The following is an 18,823-nucleotide window of genomic DNA, read 5'->3' as shown; positions in this document are numbered from 1 at the left end:
AATCGCGAAATCTCGCGATTTTTCGACATCTATTGCGGGCTACTTGGGCCGGGGGGCGGGCGGGAGGCTAGACGAGGCGGGTGAGCCAGCCGTGCAGGTCCTCCACCACGCCGGTCTGGATGCCGAGCAGCTGCTCGCGGATGGCCATGGTGACCTCGCCGGCGCCGGATCCGGGCGAGGCGATGACGCCGTCGGCCGTCTTCAGCTCGCCAATGGGGGTGATCACGGCGGCGGTGCCGCACGCAAAGGCCTCGGTGATGTCCCCGGCGGCCACGCCGTCGCGCCATTCATCGATGGTGATCTTGCGCTCCTCCACGTGCATGCCGCGGTCCGCCGCCAGCTGCATGACGGAGGCGCGGGTGATGCCGTGCAGGATGTGGCCGTTGAGCTTGGGGGTGACGATCCGTCCGTCCTTGAACACGAAGAAGATGTTCATGCCGCCAAGTTCTTCAATGGCGTTGTCGTTGAACGGGTCAAGGAAGAGCACCTGCTTGCAGCCCTGGGCCTCGGCCTCCATCTGCGCGACCAGTGAGGCCGCGTAGTTGCCCCCGCACTTGGCCTCACCCGTGCCGCCCTCGCCGGCGCGGGCATAGGAGTTGGAGAGCCAGATGGAGACGGGCTTGAGCTCGCCGCCAAAGTAGTTGCCGGCCGGGGAGGCGATGACCCGGAAGGAGACCTCGCGGGCCGGGCGCACGCCCAGGAACGCCTCGGTGGCGATCATGAACGGGCGCAGGTACAGGGCCTCGCCGTCGCCGGAGGGGACCCAGTCCTGGTCCACGGAAACCAGCTGGCGCAGGGATTCCAGGAACGTCTCGGCGGGCAGTTCGGGCAGCGCCAGGCGGCGGGCGGAGGTGTTGAAGCGGGCGGCGTTGGCCTCGGGGCGGAAGGACCAGACGGAGCCGTCGGCGTGGCGGTACGCCTTCAGGCCCTCGAAGATCTCCTGCCCGTAGTGCAGCACGGCGGCGGCCGGGTCCATGGCAATGGGGCCGTACGGCTCGATGCGGGCGTTGTGCCATCCGCCGTCGCCGTTGGCATCAACGCGGTAGTCCACGATGGCCGTGTGGTCCGTGAAGTAGTCGCCGAACCCCGGATTGGCCAAAATGGCCGCCCGCTCGGCCTCACTCTTCGGATGGGACGAGCGCTGCAGGGTGAACGCGAGCTCACGAGCTGAAAGGGTCATGGTTCCTCCACATGGTTGTGCCCGTCATTGGTAGTACCAGCCTGGGCGGAATTCGGTGTTGAAGTCTCTGCGCAACATAGATCGTGCATTTCAGTTACAACGCATTCACTCTATTGGTAAAGCGTACTCCTGGCGACCGTCCCCCACGGGCCTGGCCCGCGGGGCCCTAGAGGGCTTGGGCGATTGCGTCACCGATGGCGCCGGTGGCCCGGGGGGCGTCGGGGCTGCGGCCGGCGATGTCGGCCGCCACGGCCGACTCGATCCGGGCCGCCGCGTCCGGGTAGCCGAGGTGGTGGAGCAGCAGCGCCGCGGACAGGATGGCCGCCGTCGGGTCCGCCTTTTGCTGGCCGGCAATGTCCGGCGCCGAGCCGTGGACCGGCTCAAACATGGACGGTGCGGTGCGGTCCATGTTCAGGTTGCCCGAGGCGGCCAGGCCGATGCCGCCGGTGACCGCCGCGGCAAGGTCGGTGATGATGTCGCCAAAGAGGTTGTCGGTGACGATCACGTCGAAGCGGGCGGGGTCGGTGACCAGGAAGATCGTGGCCGCGTCCACGTGCAGGTAGTCCACCGACACGTCCGGGAATTCCGCGGCGACGGCCTCGACGGTGCGCTTCCACAGGTGGCCGGCATGGACCAGCACGTTGTGCTTATGCACATAGGTGAGCTTTCGGCGCGGGCGCTCGTTGGCGCGGCGGAAGCCGTCCCGGACCACCCGCTCCACGCCGTAGGCGGTATTGACGGAGACCTCCGTGGCGATCTCCTGCGGAGTGCCCATACGCAGCACGCCGCCGTTGCCCGCATACGGGCCCTCGGTGCCCTCGCGCACTACCACGAAGTCGATGGCGCCGGGGTTCGCCAGGGGCGAGGCCACGCCGTCGAACAGGCGCGAGGGGCGCAGGTTGACGAAGTGGTCCAGGCTGAAGCGCAGCTTGAGCAGGATCTCGCGCTCGATCAGCCCGGACGGGATGCTGGTGTCGCCGGGGGCCGCGCCGACCGCGCCGAAAAGGATGGCGTCGTGGCCGCGCAGGGCCGTCAGGGTGGCGTCGGGCAGGGTCTCACCGGTGGCCAGCCAGTGCTGGGCGCCGAGTTTGTACTCGGTCAGCTTGAGGCCGACTCCTTCGGCGGCGGTGACCTTCTTCAGGACCTTGACGGCCTCGGCGGTGACCTCGGGGCCGATGCCGTCGCCGGCGATGACGGCAATGTCAATTACAGCAGTGTCGGTGGATGCGCTCATGGTTTCAGAATAACGAAACCATCCACATGATGGGCAAGAGGTAGCCGGTCCGCGCCGAGACTCTACCGGATTCGGGCGAGTCTCGGGCCGGACCGGCTACCTCGGCGCAAGAGTGGCGTAGGCGTCCAGGGCGGCGCGCCGGGTCAGCCCCAGGTCCACCATCGGTTCCGGATAATCCGGTGTCAACACCTCCGGCACCCACCGGGCCACGTAGCGTTCCTCCGGATCAAACTTCCTCGCCTGAGTTTGGGGATTGAAGATCCTAAAGAACGGGGACGCGTCGGCCCCCGACCCGGCCACCCACTGCCAATTGGCCGGATTGGACGCGGCGTCGGCGTCGACCAGCGTGTCCCAGAACCACCGCTCCCCCACCCGCCAGTGGAATCCCAGGTTCTTGACGAGGAAACTGGCGGAGACCATGCGGACGCGGTTGTGCATGAACCCGGTGTGCCAGAGTTCGCGCTGGCCCGCATCCACCAGCGGGATGCCGGTGCGCCCGCCCTGCCACGCAGCCAAGTGCTCGACGGCGGTCGCCGGTCCGGTGGCCCCGTCGTCTCCCGGGGGCTCCCGCCACGGAAAGCCGTCAAACTGCGGCCGCAGGTTGGCCGTGGCCAGGTCCGGATGGTGGAAGAGCTGGTGCCAGCAAAACTCGCGCCAGCCCAGCTCCGCGGCAAAAACGGCCGGACCGGTGGATCCGGGCAGCTGCTGGCGGCTGTCTGCGAGCGCGGACCACACCTGGAACGGGCTCAGCTGGCCCCAGCGCAGGTAGGGGGACAGGCGGCTGGTGCCGTGCCGGTCCGGCCGGTCACGCGCTGCGGAATAGTCGGCGACCGGGCCGCCCAGGAATTCCGCCAGGGCCCGGTGCCCGGCGGCCGCCGTCGGCGTCCATGCTTCCCGCAGGCCCGCGGCCCAGTCCGGGGCGGCGGGCAGCAGGGACCAGCTCCCCAGCGGGTCGCTGTCCGGCAGGGGGCCGCCGAAGCCGCGGCCGGCGTCGGGGCGTCCCCGGGGTGCCCGGACGTCCCGGTCCGCCAGGGCCCGCCAAAACGGCGTGAACACCTGATAGGGGTTCCCGGCCCCGGTGCGCACGGTCCATGGTTCGTGCAAAAGCGATGCCTGGAAGTCTTCGGCGTGAAGTCCCGCAGCGACGGCCCACTCCCCGGCGGCCGCGTCCACGACGCGTTCGGGTCCGCCGTAGCGCCGGTTCCAATACACGGGCCCGGCACCCAGCTCCCCGGCCACCCGGGCCAGAACGTCGACCCCGGCACCCCGGCGCAGGATGAGGGGGATGCCCAGGGCGGCCAGCTCGGCGCGCAGGTCCGCCAGGGCGTGGTGCAGCCACCACTTGGCCGCGCCGCCCAGCGGCCGGAGGCCGGCGGATTCCTCATCCAGGACGTACAAGGCCACCGCGGCACCGTCGCCGGCGGCGGCCAGCAGCGCCGGGTTGTCCGCCACGCGCAGGTCGTCACGGAACCAGGCGAGGGAAGGGTTCATGGGACGGGCCTTTCGGTGGGTGCGGGGCGGGGTGCGGGGCGGGACGACGTCAACGTTCACCACCGGTGGCAAGCCAAATCAAGGTGAGAGTCACGAGGAATCCCGTCAGGTAGTTCAGCCAGAGGAAGCGTTTCCAGGCAACGTTGGCCGCGGCCGAGGTGGCGTCGGTGACCCGCAGGTACGGGGCAATGTTGGCCAGGTACGGCACGGCCAGCAGCGCCGCGAAGGGCGCCGCGGTCCAGAGCATCAGGACCCCGGCGCCGGCGTAGGCGCCGAGGGCAAGCCATACGGTGGACCGAGCCCCCAGCACCGTGCCGATCGACGCCAGCCCGCCGTCGCGATCCGGCCCGATGTCCTGGACGGCGCCAAAGGCGTGGCTGGCCACACCCCACAGGAAGAAGGCCGCCAGGAATGCCCAGAGGCCGCCGGTGAACTCCGCCCGGGCCAGGGCCAGGCCGTAGAGGGCCGGCGCGACGAAGTGCGTGCTGGACGTGGCCGAATCCAGGAACGGCCGTTCCTTAAATCGCAGCCCCGGCGCGCTGTAGGCCACCACGGCAACGATCGAGACCGCCAGCACGGCATTCGCCGCGGCATCACCGCGGAACGCGAGCACCGCCAGGAAGGGGACGGTGGCGATGACGGAGGCCCGGAGGATGAAGCGGTGGTGCCTGCGCTCGAGCACCGCCCCTTCCACGCCGCCCTTGCGGGCATTGCGCAGATCGGATTCGTAGTCAAAGACGTCATTGATCCCATACATCGCCAGGTTGTACGGGATCAGGAAGAACAGCGTCCCCACCGCCCCGACCCAGTCGATCCCCCCGATGGACAGAAAATAGGCGGCCGCAAACGGGTAGGCCGTGTTGACCCAGGACACGGGCCGGGAGGTCACCAGCAGATTCTTCATGCGGGCCTTTCACCGGAGAGCAGCAGCCACAGCCCGGGCAGCAGCAGCGACGCCGCGAGCGGGTAGGCAAAATCTTCCAGCGGCGCCAGCCCCACCCGGACCCCGGCCAGGGTGTGCCCGGCGTAGTCGAACAGGCCCGAGCCGATCATGACGTTGTCGAAGATGGCCGTCAGGGCCACCAGGACCACGAGGGTGCCGACGACGGCGGCCGCCATCTTGGGCCTGGCCGCCACCTTGGGCGCGGCGCCGCGCCGCAACCTGGCCCCGCGCCGCACCAGGGCCCCGGCAAAGACCAGTAGCGCCGCGGCCAGAAAGATCGTGTTGAGTTGGCCGTAGTTCATGCCCGGCCCCCTTGTCCCGAGGGCCGGTCCCGGCCCAGGACCCGCTGCGCCCCGGTGAACAGGATCATGGTCTGGTAGCACAGGAACAGCAGGAAGAACGCCTCCTCCAGCGGCAGCTGGGGTCCTATCATGATGCCCGTCATGAGCGGGGACTGCCGGTGGACGAAGATGCCGGCGGCAATCGCGGACACGTCCCAGGCCAGGAAGAACCCCGTGCCGAGCAGCACCACGGCCGCGGCGGGCAGGGGCCTGGCGAAAAGGAACAGTTTCCACCGGGCATCCAGCAGGGCCATGCATGCCAGCAGCACCAGCAGGATCAACAGGTAGCTCATCCGGCGCCGACCGCCGTCGCAGCGCTTGGCGCGGGGACATGGGGCTCGGGCACATGGGGCTCGGGCAGGGGCCCGGCGGTGCGGTCCCTCCGGACCGCCTTGAGGACGTTCTCGGCACTGATCATGCACAGCGGGACGCCGATGCCCGGGCGCACGGAGCTGCCGGCATAGTACAGCCCGGCCACCTTGGCGTTGGCGTTGCCCGGGCGCAGGAAGGCGCTTTGCGCCAGGGTGTGCGCCAGTCCCAGGGCGCTGCCCCGCCAGGCGTTGACGTTGTCCAGGAAGTCGGCCGGCCCGTAGCTGCGCCGGACCGTGATGCGCTCGGGCAGGTCGGGGATGTCGGCCCAGGCCGCGAGCTGGGCGATGGCGGCGCCGGCGACCTTTTCCACCATGGGTGAGCCGCCGCCGTCGTACCCGCCCCTGCCCCACTGCGGCAGGGCCGGGGCGGGGATCAGCAGGAACAGGTTCTCACAGCCGGCCGGTGCCGCCGCGGCGTCCGTGGCGCTGGGGCGGCAGACGTAGATGGAGGTGGGCTCGGCGAGCTCGCGGCCGTCGGCGATCCGGGCAAAGTTGTCCTGCCAGTCGTCGGTGAACAGCAGGTTGTGGTGGGCCAGTGCCGGCAGTTCGCCCCGGACGCCCAGGCAGACCAGGACGGCGCTGATGCCCGGGTCCGCGGTCCGCCACTTCTTTGCCGTTTGGGTGCGGAGTTCCTGTGGCAGCAGCGCGGTCTCCACATGGTGCAGATCGGCCGCGCCCACCACCAGCCGGGCGGAGGTGCGCTGTGCGGTACCGCCGCCGTCGCGCCAGGCGACGGCCTCGCACCGGGCACGGCGTCCGGCGGGGCCGGTGACGATTTGCGTTGCAACGGCGTCGGTAATGATGCGGACGCCGGCGCGGCGGGCCACCCGTTCCATGGCATCGACGACGGCGGCGAAGCCTCCTTGCGGGTAGAGGACGCCGTCCTGCAGGTCCAGATGGCTCATCAGGTGGTAGAGGGAGGGCGCCCGGTAAGGACTGGTGCCCAAGAACACCGCAGGGTAGCCCAGGATTTGTTGTTGGAGCGGATGCGCAAACCGGGAGGCGACAAAGCGGTGCAGGGACATGGCCAGCAAAGGGGCCAGCCGCGCGGCATGGCGCAGCACCGCCGGGGCGGCCAGGCCGCGCAACGTAGCGAACGGGTCATAGAGAAAGTGCTTCTTGGCCAGGGTGTAGGCCTGCTCGGCGGAATCGAGATAGCGGGCCAGCGCCTCCCCCGAGCCGCTCTCCTGGGCCTCAAACAGGGCCATGGCGGCCGCCCGCCCCGTGCGAACGTCGGTGGGTTCGCCCGGCCCGGCGCCCCACAGCCTGTAGGCGGGGTCCAGGCGGGTCAGCTCAAGCTCGGCGGCGGCACTGGTGCCCATCATCTTGAACCAATGGTCGATGACCTCCGGCATGAGGTACCAGGAGGGGCCGGTGTCAAAGGTGAAGCCGTCGCGTTCCCAGCGTCCGGCCCGGCCGCCCAAAACGGCTTGTTTTTCCAATACCGTCACGGCGTGGCCGTCCCGGGCCAGCAGGCCGGCGGTGGCCAGCCCGGAGATGCCCCCGCCAATGACAACGCACGGGCCGGCGGTCCGCGCCGGCGGGCGGGACTTGGCCTTCGCGGCGGCGAACCCCGCGTGCCAAAGGGCCGGCCGGAGCCTTCGCAGCCTGCGGTTCACCGGGACACCGCCAGGGTGCCGTTCGGGTCGCTGGCGCCAACCGGCGCGCGGGTGCGCCGGTTACCGGCACACACGGCCAGGGCGAGATAGGCCTTTTGATAGCCGGGGACCCGGATCCGCCGGGTGGGCAGCTCCGCGGCCGGCAGGCGTTCCAGCCTCGCCACCAGGGCCAGGAAGAGGTCATGGGCCAGCCGCACCGCCCGCCTGGGCCGTGGGGCAAGGTAGGCCATGCCGGCCCTGGCCACCGCCAGGTCGGCGCGGATCTCGGCCAGCAGCTGACGTTTGTGTCCCTCCGTGATGCCGGCCGGATCCAGCCCGGGCAGGTAGCTGCGCCCCAGCTCCGTGCTGTCCGCCCCCAGGTCGCGCAGGAAGTTCACCTTTTGGAAGGCGGCGCCGAGGCTGCGGGCCGAGCGGGCCAGCGCCTCCTGGTGGCCGGAGGCGGCCCCGTCCATGGTTTGAAAGACCTTCAGGCACATGAGCCCCACCACCTCGGCCGAACCATAGATGTACTCCGCCAGGGTGTCCGGTGAATGGGTGCCCCCGTCCAGGTCCGAGCGCATGGAGGCAAAGAACGGCCGGGTCAATGCGACGTCGATGGTGCACCGGCGCGCCGTCGCGGCGAAGGCATGCACCACCATGTTGGTGCTGTACCCGCTGGCCAGTGCCTGCTCGGTTTCCCGTTCCAGCCGGTCAAGCTGCGCGCAGACGGCCGCCGGGCCAAGGCCGGCGGCCCGGGCGGCCCCGTCAACCGCTTCATCGGCCACCCGGACCAGTGCGTAAATGTTGCAGATGTCCCGGCGTGCCCGGGAGCCGAGCAGGGCGCAGGCGAGCCCGAACGACGTCGAATAGCTCCCAATGACGACGCCGGCGCTCCGTGCGGCGGTTTCGGAGTAGTGGTTGAGCGGATTGATTTCCATGCCTAGCTCCTCCTGGTCAGCACGTAGTCGCAGATTTGGGTCAGTTCCAAGGTCAGGGATTCGGGCAGGGCCAGCTGTGCGGCCCGGTCCAGGGCCCGTCCCACGAGCTCCTCGGCGAGGGCCACCGCGTAGCCTTGCGCACCGAGCTCCTGCAGGACCGCCCGGACCGCCGCGACGTCCGTGTCCCCGCGGCGAAATGCCGCCAGGGCCCGGCCGAACGGGTCCGAGCCGTCGGCGAACGTGGTCAAGATGGTGCGTTTGCCTTCCCGCAGGTCCGATTCGACGGACTTGCCGGTCATGGCCGACTGCCCAAAAGTGCCCAGCACGTCATCGATGAGTTGATAGGCCACCCCGATGTCGCGCCCGACGGCGGCAAGCCCGTCGGCCGTGGCGGCCGGCTCCCCCGCCAGCAGGGCTCCGGCTCGCAGGGGCATTTCGAAGGAGTACACGGCAGTCTTCAGGCGTTCCATGTTCAGGACCTCCTCCAGCCCGGGCGAGACGCGGCGCAGGGAGAACAGCAGGTCCTCGAGCTCGCCGGCGGCCGCGGCAAAGATCGCCTCATGGATGGTGGCGAGGATGGTCCCGCTGTGGGGATGGCCGGCGGCTGCGGCCGTGGCCAGGCGCAGGGCGCCGGTCAGCAGGAGGTCCCCGGCAATGATCGCCGCGGAGTAGCCGGCATGGTCGGCGTCGGCGGCGGCGTGGCCCTCGCCCAGGGCCACGTCGCGGTAGACGGCGCCCAGGGTGTCGTTGCCGCGGCGGACAAAGTCCCTGTCAATGACGTCGTCGTGAACCAGCAAGGCGGCGTGGAGCATTTCAAAGGCCGCGGCCAGCTCGCCGCAGGCCTTCCAGTCCCGCCCGGCGAAGGCATCGTACGTCAGGTAGACCAGTTTGGGGCGCATCCATTTTCCCCCGGCGATGGTGCCGCCCATGTGCTCCCACAGCACGCTAAAGGCCGGGGAATAGCCGGCGGCCCGGCGGCCTTCCGCGGCAAAGTATTGCCCCAGAAGATCCTTGACGCGGCCCTGGAACACGGTCCAGTCCAGGGGCCGTCCGGCGTCCGGGGCGGGGCCTGGCGGGCCGCCCCTCTGCGCAAGAAGGGTCTCGCCGGGGCGGGCGGCCTTGCTTTCATGGTTCATTGTCATGGCCCTTCATCCCTAGGCATCGCTGGGCTCAGTTGAGGTGGGCGCGGCACCGTCTTCCAGCACGGCCACCCGGTGGTTCATGGCAGCGACAACGCTGTCCAGGAAGTCGACGATCACCCGCTGGCCGTCGTCGTCATAACTGCGCACCTTGCCGTCGACCTCCATGATCATGGGCATGATCTTTTCCATGGTCTTGCGGATCGACTCCTCGCTGGGAGTGACCAGCCAGCGGCGCCGGTCGGTGGGGTGCGGCGTGCGGCAGGCGTGTCCCTTGCCMACCAGCCGGTCAATGACGGTGGTGGTGGCCGCCGCCGTCAGGTGGAGCGACTGCGCCAGTTCCCCCGGCGACATCGACCGGTACTTCAGGAGGTGCTGCATGGCCTGAAAGTCGGTCTCATTCAGTTCCATCTGGCGTCTCATGATGAACTCGATGACCTCGTTCAGGACCAGGATTTGGCGAATGAGCACGGAGGCCCTGTGCATCGGTGCCGGGGGACGCCAGCTGCTGCCGTCATGCATTTTAAGGGGCTCCATCCATTGATAATACGAAAATCTAACTACATAATGGTGGAAGGAAGTTATTTTGTCCAGCAGAAAGTTGACGGCCGTGGGCACGATTGCCGTAGCGGGAGCCACCGGGTACCTGGGCGGTCGCCTCGTGCCGCTGCTCCTGGAAAACGGCGAAGATGTGCGGGTGCTCAGCCGCCGGCGCGAGAAGCTGCGGGACGTGCCGTGGCGGGCGCAGGTGGAGATCCTCGAGGGATCGATGGAGGACCCGGAGACGGCCCGGGCGCTGTGCGAGGGCGCGGACGTGGTGTACTTCCTGGTGCATTCCATGTCCGGGGGAAAGTCCGCCGCCACGTTTGAAAAGTTGGAGCGGGCGTGCGCCCTCAACCTCGCCAAGGCCTCCCGCGAGGCCGGGGTGCGCCGCCTGGTCTATCTTTCCGGCCTCCACCCGCCGGGAAAGCTCAGCCGGCACCTGGCCTCGCGCACGGAAGTCGGCGAAATCCTGCTGGCCTCGGGGACGCCGACGGCGGTGCTGCAGGCCGGCCTCGTCATTGGCTCCGGCTCCGCCAGCTTTGAAATGGTCAGGCACCTGACCGATGTCCTGCCCCTCATGCCCGCCCCCAAGTGGGTCATGAACAAGATCCAGCCCATTGCCATCCGGGACGCGCTGCACTATTTGGTGGGGGCGGCGCGGTTGCCGGCGGACATCAACCGGACCTTTGACATAGGCGGCCCCGAGGTCCTCACCTATGCGGACATGATGGGCGGCTACGCCCACGAGGCCGGATTCCGCCGCCCCCTCGTCATCCCGCTGCCGGTCCTCACGCCGTGGCTGGCCGCGCAATGGGTCAGCCTGGTGACGCCGGTCCCCCGCAGCCTGGCGGTGCCACTGGTGGAATCGCTGCAGCATGACTGCGTCGCGGCGGAAAAGGACATTGCCGCCTACATCCCGGATCCGGCGGGAGGGTTGACGCCGTACGGGCGCGCCGTGCAATTGGCCCTGCACAAGATTGCGGCCGACACCGTGGAAACGACGTGGGCCACCGCCCATGCCCTGAGCGCCCCGGCGGAGCCGCTGCCCAGTGATCCGGAGTGGGCCGGGTTGACGGTCTTCACCGACGAACGCACCAAGACCACCACGGCCCCGGCCGAGCGCGTGTGGAGCGTGGTGGAAGGCATCGGAGGGGCGAACGGCTACTACTCGCTGCCCTTTGCCTGGGCCGCGCGTGGCTGGCTGGACAAGGCAGCCGGAGGGGTGGGACTGTCCCGGGGACGGCGCAGCCACCAGCACCTCCAACTCAACGACGCCGTGGACTGGTGGCGGGTGGAAGCACTGGAACGGGGCCGGCTGCTGCGGCTGCGGGCGGAAATGATCGTCCCGGGACGTGCCTGGCTGGAGTTTGAGGTCACGCCCGTGGCGTCGGCCCCCGGCACCGAAGGCGGGAGCGTTTTCCGCCAGCGCGCCATCTTCTTCCCGCGCGGACTGTCCGGGCGCCTGTACTGGCTGGCCGTGCTGCCCTTCCACGGCATCATATTCAAGAACATGGCCAACCGCATCACGGCAGCCGCCGGCCTCCCTCCGCCAGCCTCCCGACCCCGGGCAGCTGACCCGCAATAGATGTCGAAAATGGGCCGAAATCGGCACATTTTCGACATCTATTGCGGGTCAGTCCAGGGGGCGGGGCTATAGCTGGGCGGGTTCCTCATACTTGGGGAAGATCGGTGCCGGGGCGGGCAGGACCGTACCGGGGCGCAGCGGCGCGGCGATGGCAGCGAACTGGCGGGCGCCGTCGTCCGGCTGGCCCAGGGCGTCAAGCAGCTTGGCCGCACCGTCGGGCATGACCGGCTGGATCAGCAGGGACACGATGCGCAGCACCTCCAGGGTCACGTACAGCACCGTTTCCATGCGGGAAAAGTCGGTTTTGCGCAGGATCCACGGCGCCTGCTCGGCAAAGTAGGCGTTGGTGTCGCCGAGCACATGCCAGATCCGCTCCAGCGAGCCGTGGAAATCCTGCACCTGGTACGCCGCGCGGGCATGCTCGAGCAGCGCGCCGGCGGCGGCCAGGATGGCGTGGTCGGCGTCGGTGAACGCACCCGGCGTGGGGACCATGCCGGCGCAGTTCTTCGCCACCATGGACAGGGAGCGCTGGGCCAGATTGCCCAGGTTGTTCGCCAGGTCGGCGTTCATCCGGCCCACCACCGCGTCGTGGTTGTAGGAGCCGTCGGCGCCGAACGGCACCTCGCGCAGCAGGAAGAAGCGCACCTGGTCCAGCCCGTACTGCGCCACCCAGTCGCCCGGGGCCACCACATTGCCCAGCGACTTGGACATCTTCACGCCGTTATTGTGCAGGAAGCCGTGGATCATCACGCGCTTGGGCAGCTCGATCCCCGCCGACATCAAGAACGCCGGCCAGTACACGGCGTGGAAGCGGGAGATGTCCTTGCCGATGATGTGCACATCCGCCGGCCAATACCGTTGGAACGCGGCGGACTCCATGTCCGGGAAGCCGACGCCGGTGAGGTAGTTGGTCAGCGCGTCAACCCATACGTACATCACGTGTTTGTCGTTGCCGGGCACGGGCACGCCCCAGTCAAAGGTGGTGCGGCTGATGGACAGGTCCTCCAGGCCGCCCTTGACGAAGCTGATGACCTCGTTGAACCGGGTGCGGGGTGCGCCGAACTCGGGCTGGTCCGCGTACAGGGCCAGCAGCCGGTCCTGGTAGTTGGAGAGGCGGAAGAAGTAGCTCTCCTCCTCCGTCCAGGTCAGCTCCGTGTCGGTGACCTTGGAGTAGCGCTTGCCGTCGGCGCGCAGTTCGGTCTCGTCGTCGCCGTAGTAGGCCTCGTCGCGGACGGAGTACCAGCCCTCGTACTTGCCCAGGTAAATGTCCCCCGCGGCCTCCATCTTCTTCCAGATGGCCTGCGACGCGGCGTAGTGGTCGGCGTCGGTGGTGCGGATGAACCGGTCGTAGCTGATGCCCAGCGCGGCGTGTGCGTCCTTGTACACGGCGGCGTTGCGGTCCACCAGCTCCTTGGCCGTGATGCCTTCCTTCTCGGCCGCCTGCGCAATCTTCATCCCGTGCTCGTCCGTGCCGGTCAAGAACATCACGTCAAACCCGTCCAGGCGCTTGAAGCGTGCCATGGCGTCGGTGGCGATATATTCGTAGGCGTGCCCGATGTGCGGCACGCCGTTCGGGTAGGTGATGGCGGTGGTGAGGTAATAAGGCGTCTTGGCCGAGTCGATGGATGTCACCTAAACGAATTTACCGTGAACCCGGCCGAAATGCCGCTTCGTGACCGGCCCCGGGCGCGACGCCGGAGCCTCCCCGGGACGTGCCGGCCGGCGTCGTGCGGCGCGCCCCAGCGCAGCTGACCCGCAATAGATGTCGAGAGTCTCACGAAATTCGCGTATTTTCGGCATCTATTGCGGGTTAGGCGGGACGGGGACGGGGCGGGCTAGTCCTCCAGGTCGACCTCGCGGGCCATGCTGGCGCCGATCTCGGCCTTGATGGCATCCAGGACGCCCTGCGGGACAGAGCTGTCCACGGTCAACAGGGCCAGGGCCTGGCCGCCCTCGCTGTGGCGGGCCACCTGCATGCCGGCAATGTTGACGCCGTTCTCGCCCAGCAGGCGCCCGAGCGCGCCGATGACGCCGGGGCGGTCCGCGTAGGAGATGACCAGCAGGTGGTCGCTCATCGGGATTTCCAGGTCGTAGCCGTTGACCGCGACGATCTTTTGGATCTGCTTGGGGCCGGTCAGGGTGCCGGAGACGGAGATCTGCGAATCGTCGGACAGGGCTCCGCGGATGGTCAGTACGTTGCGGTAGTCGGCGGATTCGAGCGTGGTGATCAGGCGGGTGATGATGCCGCGCTGTTCGGCCAGGATGGGGGCGTTGACGTAGGAGACCTGCTCGGAGACCACGTCCTTGAACACGCCCTTGAGGGCGGAGAGCTCCAGCGCCTTGACGTCCAGGGCGGCGATCTCGCCGGCCACCTCGACGTCGATCTGGGTCACCGACGCGTGGGTCAGGGCGGTGAAGATCCGGCCCAGCTTCTCGATCAGCGGGATGCCGGGGCGCACATCGGCGGCAATGACGCCACCGGCGACGTTGACGGCGTCGGGCACCAATTCCCCGGCCAGGGCCAGGCGGACGGACTTGGCCACGGAGACGCCGGCCTTTTCCTGCGCCTCGTCGGTGGAGGCGCCCAGGTGCGGGGTGACGACGACGTTGTCCAGGGACAGGAAGTCCACGTCCGTGGCGGGCTCCTTGACGAACACGTCAATGCCGGCCCCCGCGATCTCGCCGTCGCGCAGGGCGACGTTCAGGGCGGCCTCGTCCACCAGGCCGCCGCGGGCGACGTTGATGACGTAGGCGCTCTTCTTCATCTTCGCGAACGCCTCCTTGCCGATCATGCCCATGGTCTCGGGCGTGCGCGGCATGTGGATGGTGACGAAGTCGGACTGCTCCAGCAGCTCATCCAGGGTCAGCAGCTGCACGCCCAGGCTGGCGGCGCGGGCGGAGGTGACGTAGGGGTCGTAGGCGATGATTTCCATGCCGAAGGCCTTGGCCCGCTCGGTGATCAGGGCCCCGATGCGGCCCAGGCCGATGATGCCCAGCTTCTTTTCCAGCAGCTCGGTGCCCGTGTACTTGGAGCGCTTCCACTCCCCGTTCTTCAGCGCCGTGCTGGCGGCCGGGATGTGGCGGGCCAGCGAGAGGATGTGCCCGATGGTCAGCTCCGCAGCGGAGACGATGTTCGACGTCGGGGCGTTCACGACCATGACGCCGGCCTGTGTGGCGGCCTTGATGTCCACGTTGTCCAGCCCCACGCCGGCGCGGGCAATGACCTTCAGGTTCTTCGCGGCGGCGATGGCCTCGGCATCCAGCTGGGTGGCCGAGCGCACCAGGATCGCATCGACGTCAGCAATCGCGGCGAGCAATTGGGCGCGGTCCGCGCCGTCGGTCTGGCGGATCTCGAAGTCGGGGCCCAGGGCCTCGATCGTGGCTGGTGAAAGTTCCTCCGCGAGGAGTACGACTGGCTTGGTGGCGCTCACCTGTGACCTCTTAGTTCTCGATAGATAATGGGGGGGATTTTGGTGAAGGGCTCGAACATTGGTGATCCAACAAAAAAGCCGGACTCCAGTTTATGGGAGCCCGGCTTCCTTGCCGTAACAATTGCCGGGGACGGCGACGCAAGCGACGGGGGTCACAGGCACGCGGCCCGTGACCCCCGCCGTTCGTTACGTCAGCGGGCGACGGAGCCCTCGGTGTAGTCGTCGCTGGTCTTGATCCAGGAGAACAGCTTGCGCAGTTCACGGCCCGTGGCCTCGATCGGGTGGTCCTCGCCCTTCTTGCGCAGCGCCGCGAACTCGGGTCCGCCGGCATCCTGGTCGTCGATGAAGCGCTTGGCGAAGGCACCGTTTTGGATGTCCGCCAGGACGGCCTTCATGTTTTCCTTCACGTCCGGGGTGATGACGCGCGGGCCGGAGACGTAGTCGCCGTATTCGGCGGTGTCCGACACGCTCCAGCGCTGCTTGGCGATGCCGCCCTCAACCATCAGGTCAACGATCAGCTTGAGCTCGTGCAGGACCTCGAAGTAGGCCACCTCGGGCTTGTAGCCGGCCTCGGTGAGGGTCTCGAAGCCGTACTGGATCAGCTGGGAGGCGCCGCCGCACAGCACGGCCTGCTCACCGAACAGGTCCGTTTCGGTCTCCTCGGTGAACGTGGTCTCGATGACGCCGGCACGGGTGCCGCCGATGCCCTTGGCGTAGGAGAGGGCCAGGTCGCGGGCGTTGCCGCTGGCGTCCTGCTCGACGGCGATCAGGTCCGGCACGCCGCGGCCGGCCTCGAACTCGCGGCGCACGATGTGGCCCGGGCCCTTGGGGGCGACCAGGGCGACGTCGACGTCGGCCGGCGGCTTGATGTAGCCGTAACGGATGTTGAAGCCGTGGCCGAAGAACAGCGCGTCGCCGGCCTTCAGGTTGGGGGCGATTTCCTCGGCGTAGACGAAGCGCTGGACCTGGTCCGGGGTCAGGACCATGATCAGGTCGGCCTCGGCCGTGGCCTCGGCGACGCTGAGCACGCGCAGGCCCTGGGCCTCCGCCTTGGCGCGGGACTTGGAGCCCTCCTTGAGGCCGACGCGGACGTCGACGCCGGAATCGCGCAGGCTCAGGGCGTGGGCGTGGCCCTGGCTGCCGTAGCCGATGACGGCGACCTTGCGGCCCTGAATGATGGACAGGTCTGCATCGTCGTCGTAGAACATGTCGGTCACTGTGTAACTCCTTGGGTAAATGGTGGGTGCTGCTAATTCGTGATGCTGGTGTGGCCGCGGGCGGCCACGGGCGCTAGGATGCGCGGAGTGCCCGGTCGCTCATGGAACGGGATCCCCGTCCAATGGCCAAGGTGCCCGATTGCACGATTTCACGGACGCCGAAGGGCTCGAGCACGTTCAACAGCGCCGCGAGCTTGTCCGGGTGGCCGGTGGCCTCAATGGTCAACGAGTCGGTGGAGACGTCGACGACCGAGGCGCGGAAGAGGTCTGCGGCTTGGGTGACCTGCAGCCTCGTGGCGGCATCCGCACGTACCTTGACCAGGATGTGGTCCCGTTGCACGGAGTTCTCTGTTACCAGTTCAACAATCTTGATGACGTTGACTAGTTTATTCAGCTGCTTGGTGACTTGTTCAATCAGGTCCCCGTCGGCGTCGACCACCACGGTCATCCGGGACACGCCGGTGACCTCGGTGGGGCCCACGGCCAGGGAATTGATGTTGAAGGCGCGGCGGGCAAACATGCTGGCCACGCGGGTCAGCACGCCGGGCTTGTCCTCCACCAGCACGGAAAGGGTATGTCGGGTCATCTCTAGTCCTCCTCTTCCCACACCGGGGTCATGTTGCGGGCCACTTGGATCTGGTCATTGCTGACTCCGGAGGGAACCATCGGCCACACCATGGAGTCGGGGCTGACCACGAAGTCAATGACCACCGGGCGGTCGTTGATGGCCAGCGCCGCCTCGATGGTGGCGTCGATGTCCTCCGCGCGTTCGCAGCGCAGGCCGGCGCAGCCGTACGCGTCCGCGAGCTTGACGAAGTCGGGGATGCGCACGGTGTCGTGGCCGGTGTTCAGGTCGGTGTTGGAGTACCGGCTGTTGTAGAACAGGGTCTGCCACTGGCGCACCATGCCCAGCGAGGAGTTGTTGATGATGGCAACCTTGATGGGAATCTTGTTGATGGCGCAGGTGGCCAGTTCCTGGTTGGTCATCTGGAAGCAGCCGTCGCCGTCGATGGCCCACACCACGCGGTCCGGGTTGCCGACCTTGGCGCCCATCGCCGCCGGCACGGAGTAGCCCATGGTGCCGGCGCCGCCGGAGTTCAGCCAGGATCGGGGGCGCTCATACTTGATGAACTGGGCGGCCCACATCTGGTGCTGGCCCACCCCGGCGACGTAGACGGCCTCGGGCCCGGTCAGGGCGCCGATGCGCGAGATCACGTGTTGCGGGGACATGAGCCCGTCCTCCGGCTCGGTCCAGCCCAGCGGGTAGGTGTCGCGCAGATTGCCCAGGAACGCCCACCAGTCGGCGAGGTCGGGGGTGCCGGTCGCGGAGAATTCGGCGCGGACGGCGGCGGTGAGGTCCGGGATGATCTCCTTCAGGGACCCGACGATGGGGACGTCCGCCGTGCGGTTCTTGGAGATCTCCGCCGGGTCGATGTCCGCGTGGATGACCAGGGCATGCGGGGCGAAGCTCTTGAGCACGCCGGTGACCCGGTCATCGAAGCGGGCGCCGAGGGTGATGAGCAGGTCCGACTGCTGCAGGGCCGTCACGGCCGAGACGGAGCCGTGCATGCCGGGCATGCCGACGTGCAAAGTATGGGAATCGGGGAACGCGCCGCGGGCCATCAGCGTGGTGACCACGGGGGCGCCGGTCAGTTCCGCCAGTTCCAGCAGTTCCGCTGAGGCCTCGGCCTTGATCACGCCGCCGCCAACGTACAGCACCGGCTTCTTGGCATCGCGGATCAGCCGGGCGGCCTCGCGCAGCTGCTTGGAGTGGCCGCGGAACACGGGGCGGTAGCCGGGCAGTTCGATCACCGGCGGCCAGGAAAACGTCATCGGGCCCTGCTGGGCGTCCTTGGAGACGTCGACCAGGACGGGGCCGGGGCGGCCGGTGGAGGCCAGGTGGAAGGCCTCGGCGAGGACGCGCGGGATGTCCTGGGCGTTGGTCACCAGGTAGGAATGCTTCGTGACCGGCATCGTGATGCCCACGATGTCCGCCTCCTGGAAGGCGTCGGTGCCGATGACCCCGCTGGAGACCTGCCCGGTGATGGCCACCAGCGGCACGGAATCCATGTGGGCGTCCATGATGGGCGTGACCAGGTTGGTGGCGCCGGGCCCGGAGGTGACGATGCACACGCCCACCTGCCCGGTCACCATGGCGTAGCCCTGGGCGGCGTGGCCGGCGCCTTGTTCGTGCCGGACCAGCACGTGGTTGAGGTCCGAGGCCATGAGGGGATCGTAGGTGGGCAAAATCGCCCCGCCGGGCAAACCGAAAATGTCCTTGACGCCAAGTTCCTCCAGTGAGCGGACAATGGCTTCGGAGCCGGTCATCTTCACGGGGGCCACCACATTGTTGGGGCCTACGACGGCGGAGGCCGGGTTTGCGGCGCTGGTGCTGGTGCCGGCGTGGCCGCCATGGCCCGGGGACTTGGCTGCCATCAGCGCTGGGCTGGCGGGCGATCCTTTACTCATCGGTTCTTCCTTAGGGGAACTCATGCTCTCAATGTTTCTACAGGTGCGCCTGGCTGGGTCAGTGACGCATTTTTTACGAGTTACCGCTGGTGGTGGGAACAAAAAAACCCCTCAGCCACAACTGGCTCGGCGAGGGGTTTGCACGTGTTGCGACTTCTCTTTTGAATATCAGAGGGTCATGACCGTTTTGTGTGGCCAATTGCGTCACGCGCTAGCTAATGACGACTACGAGGTTCCGTTGCATATCTGTAGTCTTTCCTTTGGCTTTGAGGGTGTCAAACAGCACCCCCAGCATCTCACTATTTGGACGAAGTGTCCATTCTGTGGGCACCCCTGTGGGGCC

The 18,823-nt window shown here is 68.1% G+C and carries 16 protein-coding genes; 1 reads left to right on the top strand and 15 read right to left on the bottom strand.

All coding sequences use genetic code 11. The features are described 5' to 3' along the window. Window positions 1–67: 67 nt before the first annotated feature. The 10 genes from AB4Y80_RS16120 to AB4Y80_RS16075 all read right to left on the bottom strand — a co-directional run bounded on the left by AB4Y80_RS16120 (window position 68) and on the right by AB4Y80_RS16075 (window position 9,757). Entirely contained in the window at window positions 68–1,180 is a 1,113-nt protein-coding gene (locus AB4Y80_RS16120; protein ID WP_442215355.1) for a branched-chain amino acid aminotransferase, read from the bottom strand. A 166-nt stretch (window positions 1,181–1,346) separates the two neighbouring features. Then, a complete protein-coding gene (locus AB4Y80_RS16115; protein ID WP_442215354.1) occupies window positions 1,347–2,414 on the bottom strand; it encodes a 3-isopropylmalate dehydrogenase in 1,068 nt (355 codons plus the stop codon). A 96-nt stretch (window positions 2,415–2,510) separates the two neighbouring features. Continuing rightward, the gene (locus tag AB4Y80_RS16110) at window positions 2,511–3,905 is read right to left on the bottom strand and encodes a cryptochrome/photolyase family protein (RefSeq protein ID WP_442215353.1); all 1,395 of its coding nucleotides are present in this window, start codon (window positions 3,903–3,905) and stop codon (window positions 2,511–2,513) included. Window positions 3,906–3,954: 49 nt separating this feature from the next. After that, entirely contained in the window at window positions 3,955–4,809 is an 855-nt protein-coding gene (locus tag AB4Y80_RS16105; protein ID WP_442215352.1) for a prenyltransferase, read from the bottom strand. Then, window positions 4,806–5,150, bottom strand: coding sequence for a lycopene cyclase domain-containing protein (locus tag AB4Y80_RS16100; protein ID WP_442215351.1), 345 nt, complete (start codon window positions 5,148–5,150; stop codon window positions 4,806–4,808). The genes AB4Y80_RS16105 and AB4Y80_RS16100 overlap by 4 nt, the downstream gene beginning before the upstream one ends. Beyond that, window positions 5,147–5,482, bottom strand: a complete 336-nt coding sequence (locus AB4Y80_RS16095) for a lycopene cyclase domain-containing protein (protein WP_442215350.1) — start codon at window positions 5,480–5,482, stop codon at window positions 5,147–5,149. Before AB4Y80_RS16095 ends, AB4Y80_RS16100 begins: the two co-directional genes overlap by 4 nt. Next, window positions 5,479–7,071: a phytoene desaturase family protein gene (gene crtI / locus AB4Y80_RS16090; protein ID WP_442215368.1), complete on the bottom strand. Its 1,593-nt coding sequence runs from the start codon at window positions 7,069–7,071 to the stop codon at window positions 5,479–5,481. The genes AB4Y80_RS16095 and crtI overlap by 4 nt, the downstream gene beginning before the upstream one ends. A gap of 104 nt (window positions 7,072–7,175) precedes the next feature. After that, on the bottom strand, window positions 7,176–8,096 hold the full coding sequence (locus tag AB4Y80_RS16085; protein WP_442215349.1) for a phytoene/squalene synthase family protein: 921 nt from the start codon (window positions 8,094–8,096) through the stop codon (window positions 7,176–7,178). Window positions 8,097–8,098: 2 nt separating this feature from the next. Next, window positions 8,099–9,238: a polyprenyl synthetase family protein gene (locus AB4Y80_RS16080; protein WP_442215348.1), complete on the bottom strand. Its 1,140-nt coding sequence runs from the start codon at window positions 9,236–9,238 to the stop codon at window positions 8,099–8,101. 12 nt (window positions 9,239–9,250) lie between these two features. Continuing rightward, a complete protein-coding gene (locus AB4Y80_RS16075; RefSeq protein WP_442215347.1) occupies window positions 9,251–9,757 on the bottom strand; it encodes a MarR family winged helix-turn-helix transcriptional regulator in 507 nt (168 codons plus the stop codon). A gap of 64 nt (window positions 9,758–9,821) precedes the next feature. On the opposite strand from AB4Y80_RS16075, the gene AB4Y80_RS16070 reads away from it, so the two are divergent. Next, window positions 9,822–11,363: an SDR family oxidoreductase gene (locus AB4Y80_RS16070; protein ID WP_442215346.1), complete on the top strand. Its 1,542-nt coding sequence runs from the start codon at window positions 9,822–9,824 to the stop codon at window positions 11,361–11,363. A gap of 66 nt (window positions 11,364–11,429) precedes the next feature. Here AB4Y80_RS16070 and metG read toward each other — a convergent pair whose 3' ends face one another. The 5 genes from metG to AB4Y80_RS16045 all read right to left on the bottom strand — a co-directional run bounded on the left by metG (window position 11,430) and on the right by AB4Y80_RS16045 (window position 18,480). Then, window positions 11,430–12,995, bottom strand: coding sequence for a methionine--tRNA ligase (metG, locus tag AB4Y80_RS16065; protein ID WP_442215345.1), 1,566 nt, complete (start codon window positions 12,993–12,995; stop codon window positions 11,430–11,432). Window positions 12,996–13,198: 203 nt separating this feature from the next. Next, entirely contained in the window at window positions 13,199–14,794 is a 1,596-nt protein-coding gene (gene serA / locus AB4Y80_RS16060; RefSeq protein WP_442215344.1) for a phosphoglycerate dehydrogenase, read from the bottom strand. Window positions 14,795–14,985: 191 nt separating this feature from the next. Next, window positions 14,986–16,011 carry a ketol-acid reductoisomerase gene (gene ilvC / locus AB4Y80_RS16055; protein ID WP_442215343.1) on the bottom strand — a complete coding sequence of 342 codons (1,026 nt, stop codon included), beginning with the start codon at window positions 16,009–16,011 and terminating at the stop codon, window positions 14,986–14,988. A gap of 73 nt (window positions 16,012–16,084) precedes the next feature. Continuing rightward, a complete protein-coding gene (gene ilvN / locus AB4Y80_RS16050; RefSeq protein WP_442215342.1) occupies window positions 16,085–16,597 on the bottom strand; it encodes an acetolactate synthase small subunit in 513 nt (170 codons plus the stop codon). Between the two features lie 2 nt (window positions 16,598–16,599). Then, window positions 16,600–18,480: an acetolactate synthase large subunit gene (locus tag AB4Y80_RS16045; protein WP_442215341.1), complete on the bottom strand. Its 1,881-nt coding sequence runs from the start codon at window positions 18,478–18,480 to the stop codon at window positions 16,600–16,602. Window positions 18,481–18,823 lie beyond the last annotated feature (343 nt).

Source organism: Specibacter sp. RAF43 (genome assembly GCF_052114065.1).
Classification (GTDB): domain Bacteria; phylum Actinomycetota; class Actinomycetes; order Actinomycetales; family Micrococcaceae; genus Specibacter.
The sequence above is the reverse complement of the archived record's forward strand: the minus strand, read 5'-3'. Positions and strand labels throughout refer to the sequence as shown.